Origin of the sequence: Paenibacillus sp. PastM-3, assembly GCF_029893965.1 — a bacterium.
Taxonomy (GTDB): Bacteria; Bacillota; Bacilli; order Paenibacillales; family Paenibacillaceae; genus Paenibacillus_AQ.
This window is the reverse complement of the sequence record NZ_JARXXP010000040.1, coordinates 1-14,795: the sequence shown is the minus strand read 5'-3', so window position 1 is coordinate 14,795 and position 14,795 is coordinate 1. Positions and strand designations below refer to the sequence as shown.

At 52.3% G+C, this 14,795-nt stretch carries 13 protein-coding genes and 1 pseudogene; 8 read left to right on the top strand and 6 right to left on the bottom strand.

Going from position 1 to position 14,795, the window contains the following annotated elements; genetic code table 11:
* Positions 1–48 precede the first annotated feature (48 nt).
* A complete protein-coding gene (locus M2108_RS29010; RefSeq protein WP_277472876.1) occupies positions 49–921 on the bottom strand; it encodes a helix-turn-helix transcriptional regulator in 873 nt (290 codons plus the stop codon).
* 127 nt (positions 922–1,048) lie between these two features.
* Between M2108_RS29010 and M2108_RS29005 the strand changes: the two genes are divergently transcribed.
* Together M2108_RS29005 and M2108_RS29000 are read left to right on the top strand one after the other, a co-directional pair.
* Positions 1,049–3,001 (top strand): glycoside hydrolase family 127 protein, encoded by a 1,953-nt coding sequence (locus M2108_RS29005; RefSeq protein ID WP_277472875.1) that lies wholly within the window; start codon positions 1,049–1,051, stop codon positions 2,999–3,001.
* 187 nt (positions 3,002–3,188) lie between these two features.
* Entirely contained in the window at positions 3,189–3,689 is a 501-nt protein-coding gene (locus M2108_RS29000) for a hypothetical protein (protein WP_277472874.1), read from the top strand.
* 524 nt (positions 3,690–4,213) lie between these two features.
* Here the strand turns inward: M2108_RS29000 and M2108_RS28995 are convergent.
* Positions 4,214–6,649, bottom strand: a complete 2,436-nt coding sequence (locus M2108_RS28995; protein ID WP_277472873.1) for a glycoside hydrolase family 94 protein — start codon at positions 6,647–6,649, stop codon at positions 4,214–4,216.
* A gap of 105 nt (positions 6,650–6,754) precedes the next feature.
* Positions 6,755–7,858 (bottom strand): LacI family DNA-binding transcriptional regulator, encoded by a 1,104-nt coding sequence (locus M2108_RS28990; protein WP_277472872.1) that lies wholly within the window; start codon positions 7,856–7,858, stop codon positions 6,755–6,757.
* Between the two features lie 170 nt (positions 7,859–8,028).
* Here M2108_RS28990 and M2108_RS28985 point away from each other — a divergent pair, with 170 nt between their 5' ends.
* The 5 genes and pseudogenes from M2108_RS28985 to M2108_RS28965 form a co-directional block, all read left to right on the top strand.
* On the top strand, positions 8,029–8,517 hold the full coding sequence (locus tag M2108_RS28985) for a GNAT family N-acetyltransferase (protein WP_277472871.1): 489 nt from the start codon (positions 8,029–8,031) through the stop codon (positions 8,515–8,517).
* Positions 8,518–8,631: 114 nt separating this feature from the next.
* Complete coding sequence (locus M2108_RS28980; RefSeq protein ID WP_277472870.1) at positions 8,632–9,219, top strand: ABC transporter substrate-binding protein; 588 nt, start codon at positions 8,632–8,634, stop codon at positions 9,217–9,219.
* An 80-nt stretch (positions 9,220–9,299) separates the two neighbouring features.
* Positions 9,300–10,085 (top strand): 5-oxoprolinase subunit PxpB, encoded by a 786-nt coding sequence (gene pxpB, locus M2108_RS28975; protein ID WP_277472869.1) that lies wholly within the window; start codon positions 9,300–9,302, stop codon positions 10,083–10,085.
* On the top strand, positions 10,082–11,149 hold the full coding sequence (locus tag M2108_RS28970) for a 5-oxoprolinase subunit C family protein (RefSeq protein WP_277472868.1): 1,068 nt from the start codon (positions 10,082–10,084) through the stop codon (positions 11,147–11,149). Before pxpB ends, M2108_RS28970 begins: the two co-directional genes overlap by 4 nt.
* Positions 11,150–11,232: 83 nt before the next feature.
* Positions 11,233–11,597 (top strand): annotated as a pseudogene (locus M2108_RS28965) (LamB/YcsF family protein); the annotation flags it as partial.
* A 135-nt stretch (positions 11,598–11,732) separates the two neighbouring features.
* On the opposite strand, the gene M2108_RS28960 reads toward M2108_RS28965, so the two are convergent.
* Together M2108_RS28960 and M2108_RS28955 are read right to left on the bottom strand one after the other, a co-directional pair.
* Complete coding sequence (locus M2108_RS28960; protein WP_277472867.1) at positions 11,733–13,016, bottom strand: ammonium transporter; 1,284 nt, start codon at positions 13,014–13,016, stop codon at positions 11,733–11,735.
* Between the two features lie 127 nt (positions 13,017–13,143).
* Positions 13,144–13,503: a P-II family nitrogen regulator gene (locus tag M2108_RS28955; RefSeq protein ID WP_277472866.1), complete on the bottom strand. Its 360-nt coding sequence runs from the start codon at positions 13,501–13,503 to the stop codon at positions 13,144–13,146.
* Positions 13,504–13,761: 258 nt separating this feature from the next.
* Here M2108_RS28955 and M2108_RS28950 point away from each other — a divergent pair, with 258 nt between their 5' ends.
* Entirely contained in the window at positions 13,762–13,917 is a 156-nt protein-coding gene (locus tag M2108_RS28950) for a hypothetical protein (RefSeq protein ID WP_277472865.1), read from the top strand.
* Positions 13,918–14,080: 163 nt separating this feature from the next.
* Here M2108_RS28950 and M2108_RS28945 read toward each other — a convergent pair whose 3' ends face one another.
* Positions 14,081–14,476 (bottom strand): ferritin-like domain-containing protein, encoded by a 396-nt coding sequence (locus tag M2108_RS28945; protein WP_280777294.1) that lies wholly within the window; start codon positions 14,474–14,476, stop codon positions 14,081–14,083.
* Positions 14,477–14,795 lie beyond the last annotated feature (319 nt).

Below are 14,795 nucleotides of genomic sequence, written 5' to 3'. Positions count from 1 at the left end.
ACCTGCGTCTGCATATACTCAGATGCCTGGTATGGGGGTATTATGCTGCTAACGGGAATACAACTTGCGGTAGCGCAGCGGAGAGATACCGACCTTGCGGGTAAAGCGCCGCGAGAAGTAGGCTGTGCTCTCGAACCCGGTCCGTTCAGCAATGCCGGCAACAGATATCTCTGTCTTCAGCAGGAGAAGCTTGGCCTGCTCCAGCCGGTAGTCGGTCAAATATTCCATCGGCGTCAGGCCGTATACGCGCTTCATACAGCGGGCCAGATAATTGTAGTGAAAATGAAGCTCCTCTGCCAGGACACTGTTAGTCAGCGGTTCGGCATAATGATTGCGGATATAAGCCTCCGTCTGCTCTGCGATCTCCACGGCATGGCTGCCGGCGGTATCCTGCTGCGCAAGATCCAGCATCCGCAGCATCTCCTCGAATATCCGCTGCTGCTGCCATACTGCTCCGGAACGTCTGGCCCGGTTCAGCTGGATCAGGAGCTCAGCCTGTCCGCTACGCTCAAACGGGTCCGGCAATGCGCCGAACTGCGGCACCCGGATTGTATAAGGATAAGTAAGGAACTGGCTGAAATGGGCGTCACGGTCAGCATAGACCGGCTCGCCCTCCGCTTCCGCCCATTCTCCGACGGTATGAAAGTGAACCCAGAAAAACGTAGTCTGCTCCTCGCAGGGTTTGGCCGAATAGTGATAACGGTCCGGCAGCAGCAGCAGGCTATGACCAGCGGGCACAGCCCATTGTTTGTGCTCTTCCCCGATATACAGACACCCTTCCTCGACAAAAATCAGGTCGAATTTGCCCATTGCCCTACGGTTTGGATGCTGGTCACCACGCTGATAGACAGTCCGGTCACATTCCAGAAAATAAGGGAAGGGCGGTGCCGCCATGTGAATATATGAAGGTACGGTTGACATCGGACTGCCCCCTTTTTTAGTGTGAAATAGTACAAAAACAGGGTTGCTTCTGTTCCTGTTTTTGTTTTATTTTACCGTCTATAATGGCAATTAGCGAGGAGAAATATATAGCGGAGGGAAGAATAAAATGAACAAAATAACTCAGATAAAGAATACGCTGCCGGGCAAAACCTCAATCAAAGACGAATTCTGGGGACGCTATATCAGGCTGGTTCAGGATGTAGTGATCCCGTATCAATATGAAGCGCTGCATGACCGTGTGCCGGAAGCGGAGCCGAGCCATGCCATTGCCAATTTTGAAATCGCTGCCGGCAGAAGGACCGGTGAATTTAAGGGCTGGGTATTCCAGGACAGTGACGTGGCCAAATGGCTGGAGGCGGTTGGTTACTCGCTGAGCATAAAACGTGATCCGGAGCTGGAGCGCCGGGCGGATGAGGTGATCGAGCTGGTCGGTGCAGCACAGCAGCCGGACGGTTATCTGGATACTTATTTTATCATTAAAGAACCCGGCAAACGCTGGACCAACCTGCAGGATTGCCACGAGCTGTATTGTGCAGGCCATTTTATCGAAGCTGCAGTTGCTTATTATGAAGCGACGGGCAAAGACAGGCTGCTTAACATTGTCCGCAAGCTGGTTGATCACATCACTGCCGTATTTGGACCCGAAGAGGGCAAGCTTAAAGGATATGACGGGCATCAGGAAATCGAGCTGGCCCTGGTGAAGCTGTACCGGCTAACGGGTGAGCAGAAATATCTGGAGCTCAGCAGCTTTTTCATTGAACAGCGCGGACAGGAGCCTAACTTCCTGCGCAAGGAGTGGGAGGACCGGGGGCAGGTTACCCACTGGAGCGGTAGAACGGACAAGACGGATCTGGCCTATTTCCAGGCGCATCTTCCGGTCCGCGAGCAGAGTGTGGCCGTAGGCCATTCGGTCCGGGCAGTCTATATGTATACTGCTATGGCAGATTTAGCAGCGCTTACCGGTGACGCCGGGCTGCGCGAGGCCTGCGAACTGCTGTGGCAGAACATGACGCAGAAGCAGATGTATATTACCGGCGGGATCGGCTCTACCCATCACGGGGAAGCATTCACCTTTGACTACGATCTGCCTAACGACACGGTTTATGCGGAGACATGCGCTTCCATCGGCCTGATCTTTTTTGCAAAGCGGATGCTGGAGCTTGAACCCGATGCCAAATATGCGGATGTAATGGAACGTGCGCTGTATAACAATGTGCTTGGCTCCATGGCCCAGGACGGCAAGCACTACTTCTATGTCAATCCGCTGGAAGTATGGCCGCAGGCCTGCAGCTGCAATCCGGGCAAGCACCATGTCAAAGCAGAGCGCCAGGGCTGGTTCAGCTGTGCCTGCTGCCCGCCGAATGTGGCGCGTCTGCTCACATCACTGAATCAGTACATTTATACTGTGCACGGAGACACCCTGTATACGAACCTTTATATCGGCAGTGAATCCGTCTTTACACTTGGCGGACAGGAGGTATCTGTGAGCCAGCAGAGCAATTATCCGTGGGAGGGTGAAGTGCAATTAAAGGTGGAGCCGGCTGCAGCTGCAAAGTTCGGCATTGCGGTGCGGATTCCTTCCTGGAGCAAAGGCTTTGAGCTGAAAGTGAACGGTGAAGCGCTAGATACCGCTGCTGAGCTGGAGCAGGGATATGCTGTTATCCGCCGCGTATGGAACGCCGGGGATATTATCGAGCTGAACTTTCCGATGCAGGCAAGCCGTATCTATGCCAATCCGAAGCTGCGTGCGGATGCCGGACAGACAGCCATTCAGCGGGGACCGCTGGTCTATTGTCTGGAGGAAGCGGACAACGTCGGGATGCTCAGCTCCCTGTCATTGAATGGAACCGGAGCGTTCTCGGAGAGCTTCGATGCTTCGCTGCTCGGCGGAGCCGTCATTGTGAAGACTGACGGCTTCCGTGTAGACGAGGCGAGCTGGAATGGTGAATTATACGGCAGTACTAAGGCCGAGACCAAGCCTGTCGAGATTACGGCTATTCCATATTACCTGTGGGGCAACCGCGGCAGCGGTGAGATGAAGGTATGGATCCGCGATTAATGCCTGAAATGTCAGATGATGGGCTGAGCCTGCTGGACAGCGGCTGTCCATGAATCGGATTCGGCAGCTAATTATTACTTTGGGCAGCAAGCGGACGGAAGGGCAGAGCTGTAGCTGCATGTGTTAGACAGCAACTTTTTGCACGGCGTGGGCGTCTCATAAGTATCCGGGGTTAAGGAGGATACTTATGAGACGTTTTTATATAGTGCTGCCTGTGCTTGCAGCCCTGCTTCTGGCAGGCTGCGGAAACAACGGGCAGCTGAACAGCGCAACAGGGCAGGCAGGAGAAGCAGCGCAGCTGCAGGAAGGGACTCCGCAGCCGGACTCAGTGGAATATAAACGGGAGATCGCTTTTGACATTGATGCCATCTCTGATCCAATCGTAAATGATGAGATTAAGGCGAGCCTGAAGGCCGCACTGGAGGGGATCGTCAATGAGGATCTTGAGCAGTTCAACAGTGCCTTTACAACGCCCGATCTGGCCATGGCGAATGAGTACGGCTTCAAGACCGGAGGAGGAATTACCTTCACCGGAGTGGATTACATCTCTAACCAGCCGGAAGGCAGAGTAGTGATGAATGTGAATTACATCTGGAGTACCGCAGACGGTGAAGAGAGGGCAGACAGCCCGAATTACTGGTTCATGCAGAGCAAGGAAGGGAAGTGGGGACTGGTTACGATTGATTGATCTGGCGGGGAATGTTCGATTGCTTAGCTAATAGAAGATACTTTAGTGTCCTGCTCATAGGGTACTGTTAGAGCATACTTCAATTTTTAGTAACGTCTTATCTTTGATGCTGTAAAAAATGCACTACTCCACGCCGTGGCCTTATCTTTCTAACCAGACTGTGAAGCGGCTCTCGGCTATCATGACTAATGTGTTTAACTGTACTTTGTACAACTAAAGCACCTGTTTTTTTGCGGAAATGGAGTATAGCTGCACTTTGTACACTTAAAAGTACTGAAAGTCTCTGAATTAGGCTATCCTGCCTGTTTTAGTTGCACCGAATACACTTAAAGCGCACAAAGGCAACTATTTACCGGATTTAGTTGCATAAACTGCAGGTAACCGGCTTACTCGCACGTTACTCCCGGTAACATAAAACTCCCAGCAATTATGAACCCGGCAGCCTTACACAAAGAATAACCCGGTTACACCGCATCTGCGGGTAACCGGGTTATTTTACATACTAAATCCGTCTAAGCGTCTAATTAACCAAGCTCTACAACAACCTGGTGCACAGCGCCGTCGCCTACCGGTGTAATGATGTTGCCATCAACAGCAGCGCCGTCGAGAGTCAGGCTGGTAACGCCCTTGGACACATGGTTCGGGTTCTTGATCGTGATGACATAAGTGTCGCCGCGGAAGACGCGGGTGATTTCGAAGCCGTCCCACTCGGAAGGGATACAAGGGTCTACCTTCAGACCGGCAAAATCAGCCTGGATACCAAGGATTGACTGGGTAATCGCTACATAGTTCCATGCAGCAGTACCTGTCAGCCAGGAGTTCTTCGCTTCACCGTGACGTACAGCGTCTTTACCGGCGATCATCTGGGAGTACACATAAGGCTCCATACGGTGTACTTCACTGATGTCCTCCAGGTAGGCAGGAGCGATTTTTTTGTAGATTTCGAACGCTCGGTCCCCGTGTCCAAGCACAGTTTCAGCGATCATGATCCACGGGTTGTTGTGGCAGAAGATACCGGCATTTTCCTTGTAGCCCGGAGGATACGTGGAAATTTCGCCAAGATTCAGATAGTACTTGGAGTAAGCAGGCTGCTGCAATACGATACCGTATTCAGTATCCAGGTGCTCCTCTACAGAAGTCAGGGCCTTGGCTGCCTGGCCGCCTTCAACGCCGATGCCGGCCATAACGCACATACCCTGCGGTTCGATGAAGATTTTGCCTTCTTCGTTTTCGTTGCTGCCGATCTTGTCGCCATAGTGGTCGTAAGCGCGCAGGAACCAGTCTCCATCGAAGCCGTGAGTCAGCGTGATTTCACGCATGTTCTCGATCTTGGCTACAGCGTCTGCAGCTACATCGTCAAGTCCGCGCATGCGGCAGATTTCGGCATAGTCCGGTCCAACGAAGACGAATAGTCCGGCGATGAACACGGATTCTGCTGTACCGCCTGCGATATTCTCAGTAGTCTGGAACGATTCACCCGGAACGGTGGAGAAGCAGTTCAGGTTAAGGCAGTCATTCCAGTCCGCGCGGCCGATCAGCGGCAGGCCGTGAGGTCCGAGGTTGTTAGTAACATGCTCAAAGGACAGCTTCAAGTGCTCAAACAGGGTAGCAGTGTGGTCCGGATTGCTGTCAAAAGGAACCTGCTCGTCAAGAATCGAATAGTCGCCGGTTTCCTTAATGTAAGCAGCTGTTCCCGAGATCAGCCAGAGCGGATCATCGTTGAAGCCGGAGCCGACTTCATTGTTGCCCTTTTTGGTAAGCGGCTGATACTGGTGGTACGCGCTGCCGTCAGGGAATTGGGTAGCAGCGATGTCGAGAATACGTTCTCTGGCACGCTCAGGAATCTGGTGAACGAAGCCGAGCAAGTCCTGGTTGGAATCGCGGAAGCCCATACCGCGGCCGATCCCGGATTCGAAGTAGGAGGCGGAACGGGACATGTTGAATGTAACCATACACTGATACGGATTCCAGATGTTAACCATCCGGTTCAGCTTGTCGTCACCGCTCTGGATCTGGTATTTGGACAGCAGGTTATCCCAGTGTGCAGCCAGAACAGCAAGTGCAGCGTCAACCTGGTCGTCTGTTGCGAACTGATCGATAACAGCCTGTGCCGGTTTTTTGTTGATGACATTCAGTGCTTCCCATTTCTCATCTTCCGGGTTCTCGATATAGCCGAGTACGAAGATAATGGACTGCTGTTCGCCCGGTTCGAGCGTAATATCCAAAGCGTGGGAGCCGATCGGCGACCAGCCGGAAGCTACGGAGTTGCTTGCCTGTCCGGTAGCGACCACAGCAGGATTGTCCAGTCCGTTAAACATACCAAGGAAGGATTCACGGTCGGTGTCGAAGCCGGCCAGCGGTTTATTAACAGAGTAGAAAGCGTAGTGGTTTCTGCGCTCACGGTATTCGGTTTTGTGATAGATAACAGAATCCTTGACTTCAACCTCGCCAATGCTCAGATTGCGCTGGAAGTTGGTCATATCATCATGGGCATTCCACAGACAGAACTCGGCAAAGGAGAACAGCTTAACCGATTTCTTCACATCGCCTGTATTCTTAACAATCAGGCGGTGAACTTCGGCATTGTGGCCCATCGGTACAAAAGCAAGCTGGTTAACGGAAATACCATTGCGCTCACCAGTGATGGAAGTGTAGCCAAGACCGTGGCGGCACTCGTAGAAATCGAGGTCACGCTTAACCGGCATCCAGCCCGGAGTCCAGAAATCACCGCCGTCATGCAGGTAGTAGTAGCGTCCGCCGTTGTCCAGCGGAATATTATTATACCGGTAACGGGTAAGTCTTCTCATCCGTGCATCACGGTAGAAGGTGTAACCGCCGGCAGTATTTGAAATAAGACCGAAAAATTGCTCGTTACCGAGGTAGTTGATCCATGGATAAGGTGTTTTAGGGGTGTTGATTACATACTCTTTGCGAGTGTCGTCAAAAGTTCCGAATTTCATTTAGGAGAGTCTCCTTTCGATTGTGAACGCGCGTTTACGGGAGTCAGAAAAAATTCCCTCGGGGCAAAGGGAGTTTCTCTTGAAAAATAAGATATTATATGCTCTTTATGTTGCTTTCGGCGGCTGACAGGAATCTCTTTCGACCAGCCTGGCCGGAAAGCTGATGGTGCTGAAGGTCGGCTGCTGCGAATCACAGAGCTCAATAACCTTCTCGACGGCAGCCTTGGACATTTCATAAATCGGCAGGCGCACAGAGGTAAGCTTGGGATGAATACGGGCAGCGAGCTGCACGTCATCGAATCCGGCAATGGAGATGTCCTCAGGCACGGAAATACCGTGTTCAGCGAACGCTTCCATAGCGGAAATCGCCATATCGTCGTTGGAGGAGAAGAAAGCGGTCGGCAGCGGACTGCCTGAAGCAATCAGCCTCTTAACCTCTTCATAAGCCTTCTCCTTCAAAAAATCGCCCTGCAGGACAAAGTGCTCATTTGGAGTTAACCCGTGGCGCTTCAGCGTATCCGCATAGGCCATGTAACGTTCCCTACCGGAATAAGTGTTCATCCGTCCGCAAATCATACCGATTTCCTTGTGGCCAAGTCCGATCAGATGCTCAATGGCTTCGACCGTGCCCTCATAATCCTTGGAATTAACGATAGCCAGATGATTGCGGTCCAGGTGCTCGGCCATGATCTCTGAAATATCATAGTCAATCAGCACAAGCGGGGAGTCCAGCCCTACCATTTCCCGCACGATATCAATATCCTTCTGGGTGCCGACGATAATACCGCCGTCAATCCGTTTCTGCAGAAAAGCCTGCTTGACCTTCAGGAAATCATCGGGGGAGTAGACGGTGTGGATCAGCACATAACAGCCTCTGGCATTCGCCGTGTCGACAACGGCATCGACGAACGGTGCAAAGTAGTTATTCTGGTAGATCCGGGTCGTGTTCTCCTTCTCGTTCATGCTGATGGCAAAAAGTCCGATCGTATCGGTCTTCTTGCCGGCCAAAGCCCTGGCAAAGCTGTTGGGCTCATACTGATGCTGCTCAATAACCTTCAGCACCTTGGCCCGCGTCTCTTCAGGGACATTGGAATAGTTGTTGATCACGCGGGATACCGTGCTTCGGGACACCCCTGCGAGCCTCGCTATATCTTCGCTGCGCATATTGCCCCCTTTTTGCCAGAATACAAGGACCTGATATGTATCCATTAAAATGAATGTCCTCGTATATCAAGCGGAAACAGCTGCCAACCGGTTAAGGCCGGGTAGTTGTTCAACTTGTAAACGCGCGTTTATGAGTTCATTGTAAAATAAAACGTTCCAGAAATCAATTATCTATATTATGATCGAAAAAATAGAAACTGAAGGGATGGCAGAATGTGATTTTTAAAGCGATAGATACAGAAACAAGGGTAGCAGCACTGAAAATTAGCGGAGCCATAATAATATCGAAAGGAAAGCTTCATCAGCTCCAAGGTTTACCGGGTTTTTGTGCAGTGACGGACGGAACAGTCCGAGCGGCGGTTTACTATTACTGTGAGGGTGGAGAATGCGAGATTGTGTCGCTGGATAGCACGCTGGAGAATGCCGGCATCGGCACCAGGCTCATTGAGCTGGTGATCGATGAAGCGGTACGTCTTGGCTGTTCCAGAGTATGGCTAATCACCTCCAACGACAATACGCGGGCAATCCGCTTTTATCAAAAACGGGGTTTTGACATGGTTGCCGTACACCGGGATGCCATTACAGAAGCCAGAAAGCTGAAACCTTCTATACCACGTGTGGGATATAACGGTATACCGGTGCGCCATGAGGTGGAGTTTGAGTTCAGGCTTTTTAATGGAATTGAATTGAAGTATGTAAATTAAGCGAACAGAGTTTATTGGGGCAAACAGGATTATCTTGGGCTTCATCACATTCCGGAGTTTGATATTTCCACCGGCGACTGGCAGGACCTGTTCCGTTACACGCCGGAGCTGATTATGCTCGACGACGGTGTTCAGCGCTGGCATCTCGAGGAATGCCGCCAGGTGGCACCGCTGTTCAAGCACCCGTTTCACCAGGAGAACTGGCGTGCCACGCTGCGTTCGGCGGCAGTGATTTTCGGGCTGACGGGACGTGTACAGGAGGTAATCGGCCAATATGAGCAGAAGGCGCGTGATGCCAGGCTGCTGCTAAACCGTTCTGCGGGCACGCAGACTGTAGCGGTGCTCCGGATTTATTCCGGCGGAATTATGCTGTACGGATGTGAGGGGCTGGGTTACACGGGAGAGGTGCTGCACCGCGATCTTGGACTGCAGCCGCATCACCTGGTCCGCCAGCTGTGCCGGGGAAGGAAGCAGGTAAATCTCAGCGGTGAAGCACTGGCGCAGCTGACTGCAGATCATTTGTTTATTACCTTTGACCGGCAGATGGGGGGAGGCCGTGAGCTGCTTGAAACCCCGCTCTGGCGGAAGCTTCCTGCTGTACGCAGCGGCTGTGTCTATGAGATGGATTTTATGGCCTGGATGAATTACGGTGTGATGTCCCATCAGCGTAAAATTGCTGATGTGCTGCAGGTGCTGGCATAAGGCTGGTTCATCACAATTTTTCGATTGCGGATAATCCGCTATAATAAGGATTATTACACGGGCGGAAAGGGAGGTTCTCATTGGAAAACAAGGCGGAAGACCAGGTATTTCATCTGCAAAAGCATACGGATGAAGGCTTGCCCCGGATTATCCCGTTAGGGGATTCGGCTGTGTCAGTAATCTTTGAGGCAGCGATCAGTCCGCAGACCCACCGCCGTGTCAGGGCAGTTTGCAGCAGGCTGTTTTCCGCTCCTTTTACAGGGATGATTGAATTTGTCCCGTCCTTTCACTCGGTTGCTGTATATTACGATGGGCCGGCTGTCCTTAGAGCCTATCCGCAGTATATCGACCAAGGTGAAGAATATTATCCCTTTCCAATAGTAGCTGCCCTGCTGGAGGAGATGTTGAAGCTTGCTGAGGAACAGAATGATCAGGTTCCAAGAATAGTCAGCATTCCTGTGTGCTATGGAGGTGAAACCGGTCCTGACCTGGAGTTTGTGGCGCGGCATAACGGGCTCTCGGTACAGGAGGTTATTGATATTCATTCATCGGCTGATTATCTGGTGTATATGCTTGGTTTTGCCCCGGGTTTTCCGTATCTCGGAGGACTGTCTCCGGCGATTTCCACTCCGCGGCGGCCTACACCGCGGCTGGCTATCCCGGCAGGCTCGGTCGGGATTGCGGGTGATCAGACCGGCGTCTATCCGCTGGAGACGCCGGGCGGCTGGCAGCTGATCGGCCGGACACCGGTTGCCCTGTTCAGGCCGGATGCTGTTCCGCCGGTGAGGCTTCAGGCCGGCGATCTAGTCCGGTTCTATCCGATTTCGTACAGCGAGTTCTCCGCCTGGAAGGATGATAGGCTATGAGTCTGCTGATCATGAAGCCGGGTCTGCTAACTACTGTCCAGGATCTGGGAAGATACGGCTATCAGCAATACGGAGTGATTGCCGGCGGTGCGATGGACAGCTATGCTCTGCGTATGGCCAACCTGCTGGTTGGCAACGAAGAGCAGGCAGCCGGGCTGGAAATGACGGTGCTTGGACCGGAAATTACGTTTGCCGCTCCTGCGCTTATTGCTGTCTGCGGCGGCGGGATGGCGCCGCTGCTGGACGGGCAGCCGCTGCCGCTCTGGCGGACAGCCTATGTGCCCAAAGGAACCCGGCTGCATTTCGGCCGCCTGCCCGGAGGATGCAGGGCTTACCTCGCCGTTGCCGGAGGAATCGATGTACCGGTTCAGCTGAACAGCCGCTCAACCTACCTGCGCGCCGGAATCGGCGGCCATCAGGGCCGGGCTCTGCGCTCCGGCGATGTGCTGCCTGTCGGCACGCCTTCGAGCAGGGCTGCAGCCTGGACAGAACGGCTGACCCGTGTGCGGGGCACCGGAAGCATAGTCAGTGAGCCGTTGAATAACAGGCAGCTTGAAGAGCGGTCAGCCGTAAATTCAGGAGCGGAGGCTGCAGCTACCGCTGCCTGGTATCCTGTGCCGGCGATGATTCCTGATTATCCTGAAGCTCCGGTCATCCGGGTCATTGAGGGCGAAGAGTACGAAATGTTCAGCTCTGAGAGCCGCCGGCGCTTTTTGTCTGAGCCGTATACGATTCTCCCCGAATCGGACCGCATGGGCTACCGTCTGTCCGGCAGCGCTCTGTCACTGGTACAGGAACAGGGTCTGGCCTCAGCGGCAGTCACCTTTGGGACGATCCAGGTACCTGCCGAAGGTACCCCGATTATCTTGATGGCGGACCGCCAGACAACCGGGGGTTATCCGAAGCTGGCGCAGGTGATTACGGCTGATCTGTCGCTTCTTGCACAGGCACCATCTGGCAGCCGGGTCCATTTCCGGCTCGTCACGCTGAGAGAATCGCAGGAGCAGCTGCTGCAGCGGGAGCTTGAGCTGCGCCGGCTTCGGCTCGTGCTGCAGCATGTGTAGCAGCCTGCAAAAATACATACTGGAGGCTACAGCCAATGAAATCTGTTGATTTGAACTGTGATATGGGCGAGGGCTTCGGTGCATACCGGATTGAGCCGGAGCTGATTCTGTTCGGTCTGGCCGGCAGCGAGCTGATCCGGGCCGGTAACAGGGCCGGACTGCGCACAGCTAGTGAGGTTTTTGCCGACCGCACCTACCAGAGTGACGGGGCGTTAACGCCCAGAAGCCGGCCGGATGCACTGGGGACAGATGAACAAGAGGCGCTGCACCAGGTTCTGAGCATGGTACAGGAGGGCAAGGTCTGCTCCACGGACGGAATAGATGTAGCTATAACAGCTGAAACCATCTGTTTGCACGGCGATGGTCATCATGCCGTTGCATTGCCTTAGCGATCCGCGGCTCCTTAGAAAATGCAGGATTAGCAGTGCAACGCATCCGCAGAGGATAAGCCGGCACATATACTATTAGATTTTAATTTGAAAAGAAACCCCGCTTGCAGAAATGGCAGCTGTTGCCCATTTCCGAAGCGGGGTTGTTTGATAGGTTTGAATATTCGTGTAATAAGTCCGGTCATAACGCCAGGTTAATCCTCCGAGCCGGTCCGCAGCAACAAGGCTTCATCAATTCCGGGCTGATCGCTGAACCGTTCAAGCTCGTTGTATGCCGGGATACCGTGCATAGCCATGTCCAGACCTTCTTCTTCCTCGGCAGCGCTCACGCGCAGTCCGACAGTCCGCTGAATCAGCTTGGCGGCCCCATAGCTCATGACAAAACCCCATGCCATTACAACCACAACACCTAGCAGCTGTACACCGAGCTGGTGAAACTGTCCGGTGGTAAACAGACCTTCCTGTTTATCAAAAAGACCGACAGCCACAGTTCCAAAAGCTCCGTTAATTCCGTGTACCGCAACAGCGCCTACCGGATCGTCCACCTGCATTTTATCGATGGCCAGTGTACCCAGAATAACTAATACACCCGCAATCAGGCCGATCACAATAGCGGAGTAGGGGCTGACAAAAGCACATCCGGCAGTGATGCCGACCAGACCGGCCAGCGCGCCATTCATGGTCATGCTCGGATCAGCTTTGCCGAAGCGGAACATGGTGAAGATCATGGCCGATGTGCCGCCGGCAGCTGCAGCCAGCATCGTATTCAGAGCAATTACGGAAAGGCTGGAATCCGCTGCATTCAGCGTGCTTCCGGCATTGAAGCCGAACCAGCCGAACCAGAGAATGAAGGTGCCTGCCGAAGCAAGCGGAATGTTACTTGGGGCAAATACGTTTACGCTGCCATCCGTATTGAACCTGCCCCTGCGGGGTCCAAGCACTTTGGCAAAGGCAAAAGCTGCAGCTCCGCCGAGCGCATGGATTGCTGCCGATCCGGCGAAGTCCTTCATGCCCAGGCGGGCCAGCCAGCCCGCCGGATTCCAGACCCAGTGGCCGGAGACCGGATACAGGATAGCTGCTACGAATAAAGCAACAAGTATGTAGGCTTTAAAAGACATCCGCTCCGCTACCGCCCCGGAAACGATAGAGATGGCAGCGATGGCGAAGCCGATCTGAAACAGAACATAAGCTGATAGCGGAAGGTTTAAATCTATATTCAGAGACTGTGAAGCCCCCCAGAAATCGAAGCTGATCAGGCCGGCAAAATCCTTTCCGAACATGATGCCGAAGCCAACCAGAAAAAAAGCCAATACCCCGACGGTAAGATCAACAAAAATCTTCATGGTGACATTCACCGCATTTTTCGTCCGCACAAAACCCGCCTCGAGCAGGCTGAAGCCGCCCTCCATAAACACAACCATAGCCGCAGCCAGCACAACCCAAACCGTATTTAAAGCGATATCCGTTCCGGCATTCATGATGTTACCCTCCCTGTCACATATACAACACAGTAATGATATAAGGGGAGGGCAGAAAATGTCAACATCAAATGTTATGTTTACTCACACCAATTTTAGCTAAAAGTCAATGTTGATTTGCACTTATCTACATATCACTTTGTTTTAACTCATCGATCGTTTCGTCAGCTTTGCCGGTCCGGATGTTGTACATCTCGAGCAGCGGGAGCACAAAAATCTTGCCGTCACCCATTTCTCCGGTCTGGGCCGTAGCAATAATAGTCTTGACCGTTTCGTCCACTTTATGGTCAGACACGACGATTTCAAGTTTGATTTTGTGGTGCAGATTGACGGTATACGATTTGCCTCTGTACACTCCGGTCGTGTTTTTTTGCTGGCCGCGTCCCTGGGCCTGAGTGACGGTGAATCCGGTGACCTCAATTGCGCGGAGTGCGTCGATGACTTCCCTGAGCTTTTCAGGACGGATGATCGCTTCAACTTTTTTCATATCGTTCCTCCAAAAAATCAGTGTAGCTGCAATGTGAATTGTACCACAACATTTGCACTCACAGGTATCTCATAAAAACGGAAGCAGTAAGGAATATAGAAGGAAAGATGAGCGGGGTCGCGAAATATATTTTAAACAGGATTGCTGTTAAAATAACAACTTATATGGTTATTTCAGAATCAGCAGAGGGTCCGTCGCCCTCATGTCTGCAGTATGTAACGCAGGCGCAGCGGGAATCGGGTCAGGCAGGTCAGAATTATGCTTAATTCTATTCCTGAGTCTGCGGTGAATGAAATTCAGTATGCTGAACGCACACTGGCTTCTGAAATTGACATCAGGTTGATTAAGAACGATCAGCGGTCGATCCGGGTTCAATATGACAAACAAGAAATCTACGCCGCAATAACGGAATAAGCGGAGCCGAGAGTGTTTTTCCGTCCAATCAGCCGGGTTAAAAGACTTCTTCGATCATAGGCTGCAGGAGTGAGGGGGTGGGCGAGCAGATTGTAGAAGGCCACTGTCAGCAGTTGATTACTGCAGTGGCTTTTTCCTATTAAAATCCAGTTCGTGTAGTCGTTCACCGTTTTGCAGCTACATTTTGTATTAACAGATTGTTGTACTTTGCAGCATGCTTTTGTTCATCGAGGATGATGCCGTACAAAGTATCCTTATAGACACCATACGGTAGGCCAAACCAGATCTTCCGGTACTTCTCAACTGCCGATAATTCACCTTGAAAGGCTTTTTGTAACCCGGACATATACGAATCAACCTGCTCAGGAACCTCATTGCTGATACCAGTCACTTCATATCCCGTAATTTCTTTGTACATCTGCCGGAACATTTGATTATGGGTCCGTTCGTCATTGCGGATGGAGGTGATCACATCGACTTGTCCCTGGTCCGGAGCAAGCTGAATAAGCTGATTATAGAAGAGCTCGTCATTTCGTTCCCCTTGTACCGAGTCCTTCATTAACTGAAGCGCTTCTTGAGTTGAGGTAGCCCAAACGGGTACAAAAGTTGAACTGCGGGGAAACGGGTAAACACCATACGCCGGATATACGCTATACATGAGTGTGAGCCTCCAATAGGTAAAGGATTTACGATAATCATATGCACATTAGCCTAATCTGTGAATGATTACCGTACATGTCTCCAGAAGGTACACATCCGTGTAACGAAGAAGTACAATAAAAAAGAAGGGGCTGTCCCAAAAGCCATGAAATGGCTACTTGGGACGGCCCTTGGTTTGGAGTAGGATGTACGTATTCACTTGGGTGGACGCTCCGCGA

Coding starts and splice junctions, on each gene's coding strand:
- M2108_RS28980 (WP_277472870.1), top strand. CDS start 8,632: ATGCTCGACGACGGTGTTCAGCGCTGGCATCTCGAGGAATGCCGCCAG.
- M2108_RS28960 (WP_277472867.1), bottom strand. CDS start 13,016: ATGAATGCCGGAACGGATATCGCTTTAAATACGGTTTGGGTTGTGCTG.
- M2108_RS29000 (WP_277472874.1), top strand. CDS start 3,189: ATGAGACGTTTTTATATAGTGCTGCCTGTGCTTGCAGCCCTGCTTCTG.
- M2108_RS28970 (WP_277472868.1), top strand. CDS start 10,082: ATGAGTCTGCTGATCATGAAGCCGGGTCTGCTAACTACTGTCCAGGAT.
- M2108_RS29005 (WP_277472875.1), top strand. CDS start 1,049: ATGAACAAAATAACTCAGATAAAGAATACGCTGCCGGGCAAAACCTCA.
- M2108_RS28995 (WP_277472873.1), bottom strand. CDS start 6,649: ATGAAATTCGGAACTTTTGACGACACTCGCAAAGAGTATGTAATCAAC.
- M2108_RS28945 (WP_280777294.1), bottom strand. CDS start 14,476: ATGAAGGACTCGGTACAAGGGGAACGAAATGACGAGCTCTTCTATAAT.
- M2108_RS28950 (WP_277472865.1), top strand. CDS start 13,762: ATGCTTAATTCTATTCCTGAGTCTGCGGTGAATGAAATTCAGTATGCT.
- M2108_RS28990 (WP_277472872.1), bottom strand. CDS start 7,858: ATGGATACATATCAGGTCCTTGTATTCTGGCAAAAAGGGGGCAATATG.
- M2108_RS29010 (WP_277472876.1), bottom strand. CDS start 921: ATGTCAACCGTACCTTCATATATTCACATGGCGGCACCGCCCTTCCCT.
- M2108_RS28955 (WP_277472866.1), bottom strand. CDS start 13,503: ATGAAAAAAGTTGAAGCGATCATCCGTCCTGAAAAGCTCAGGGAAGTC.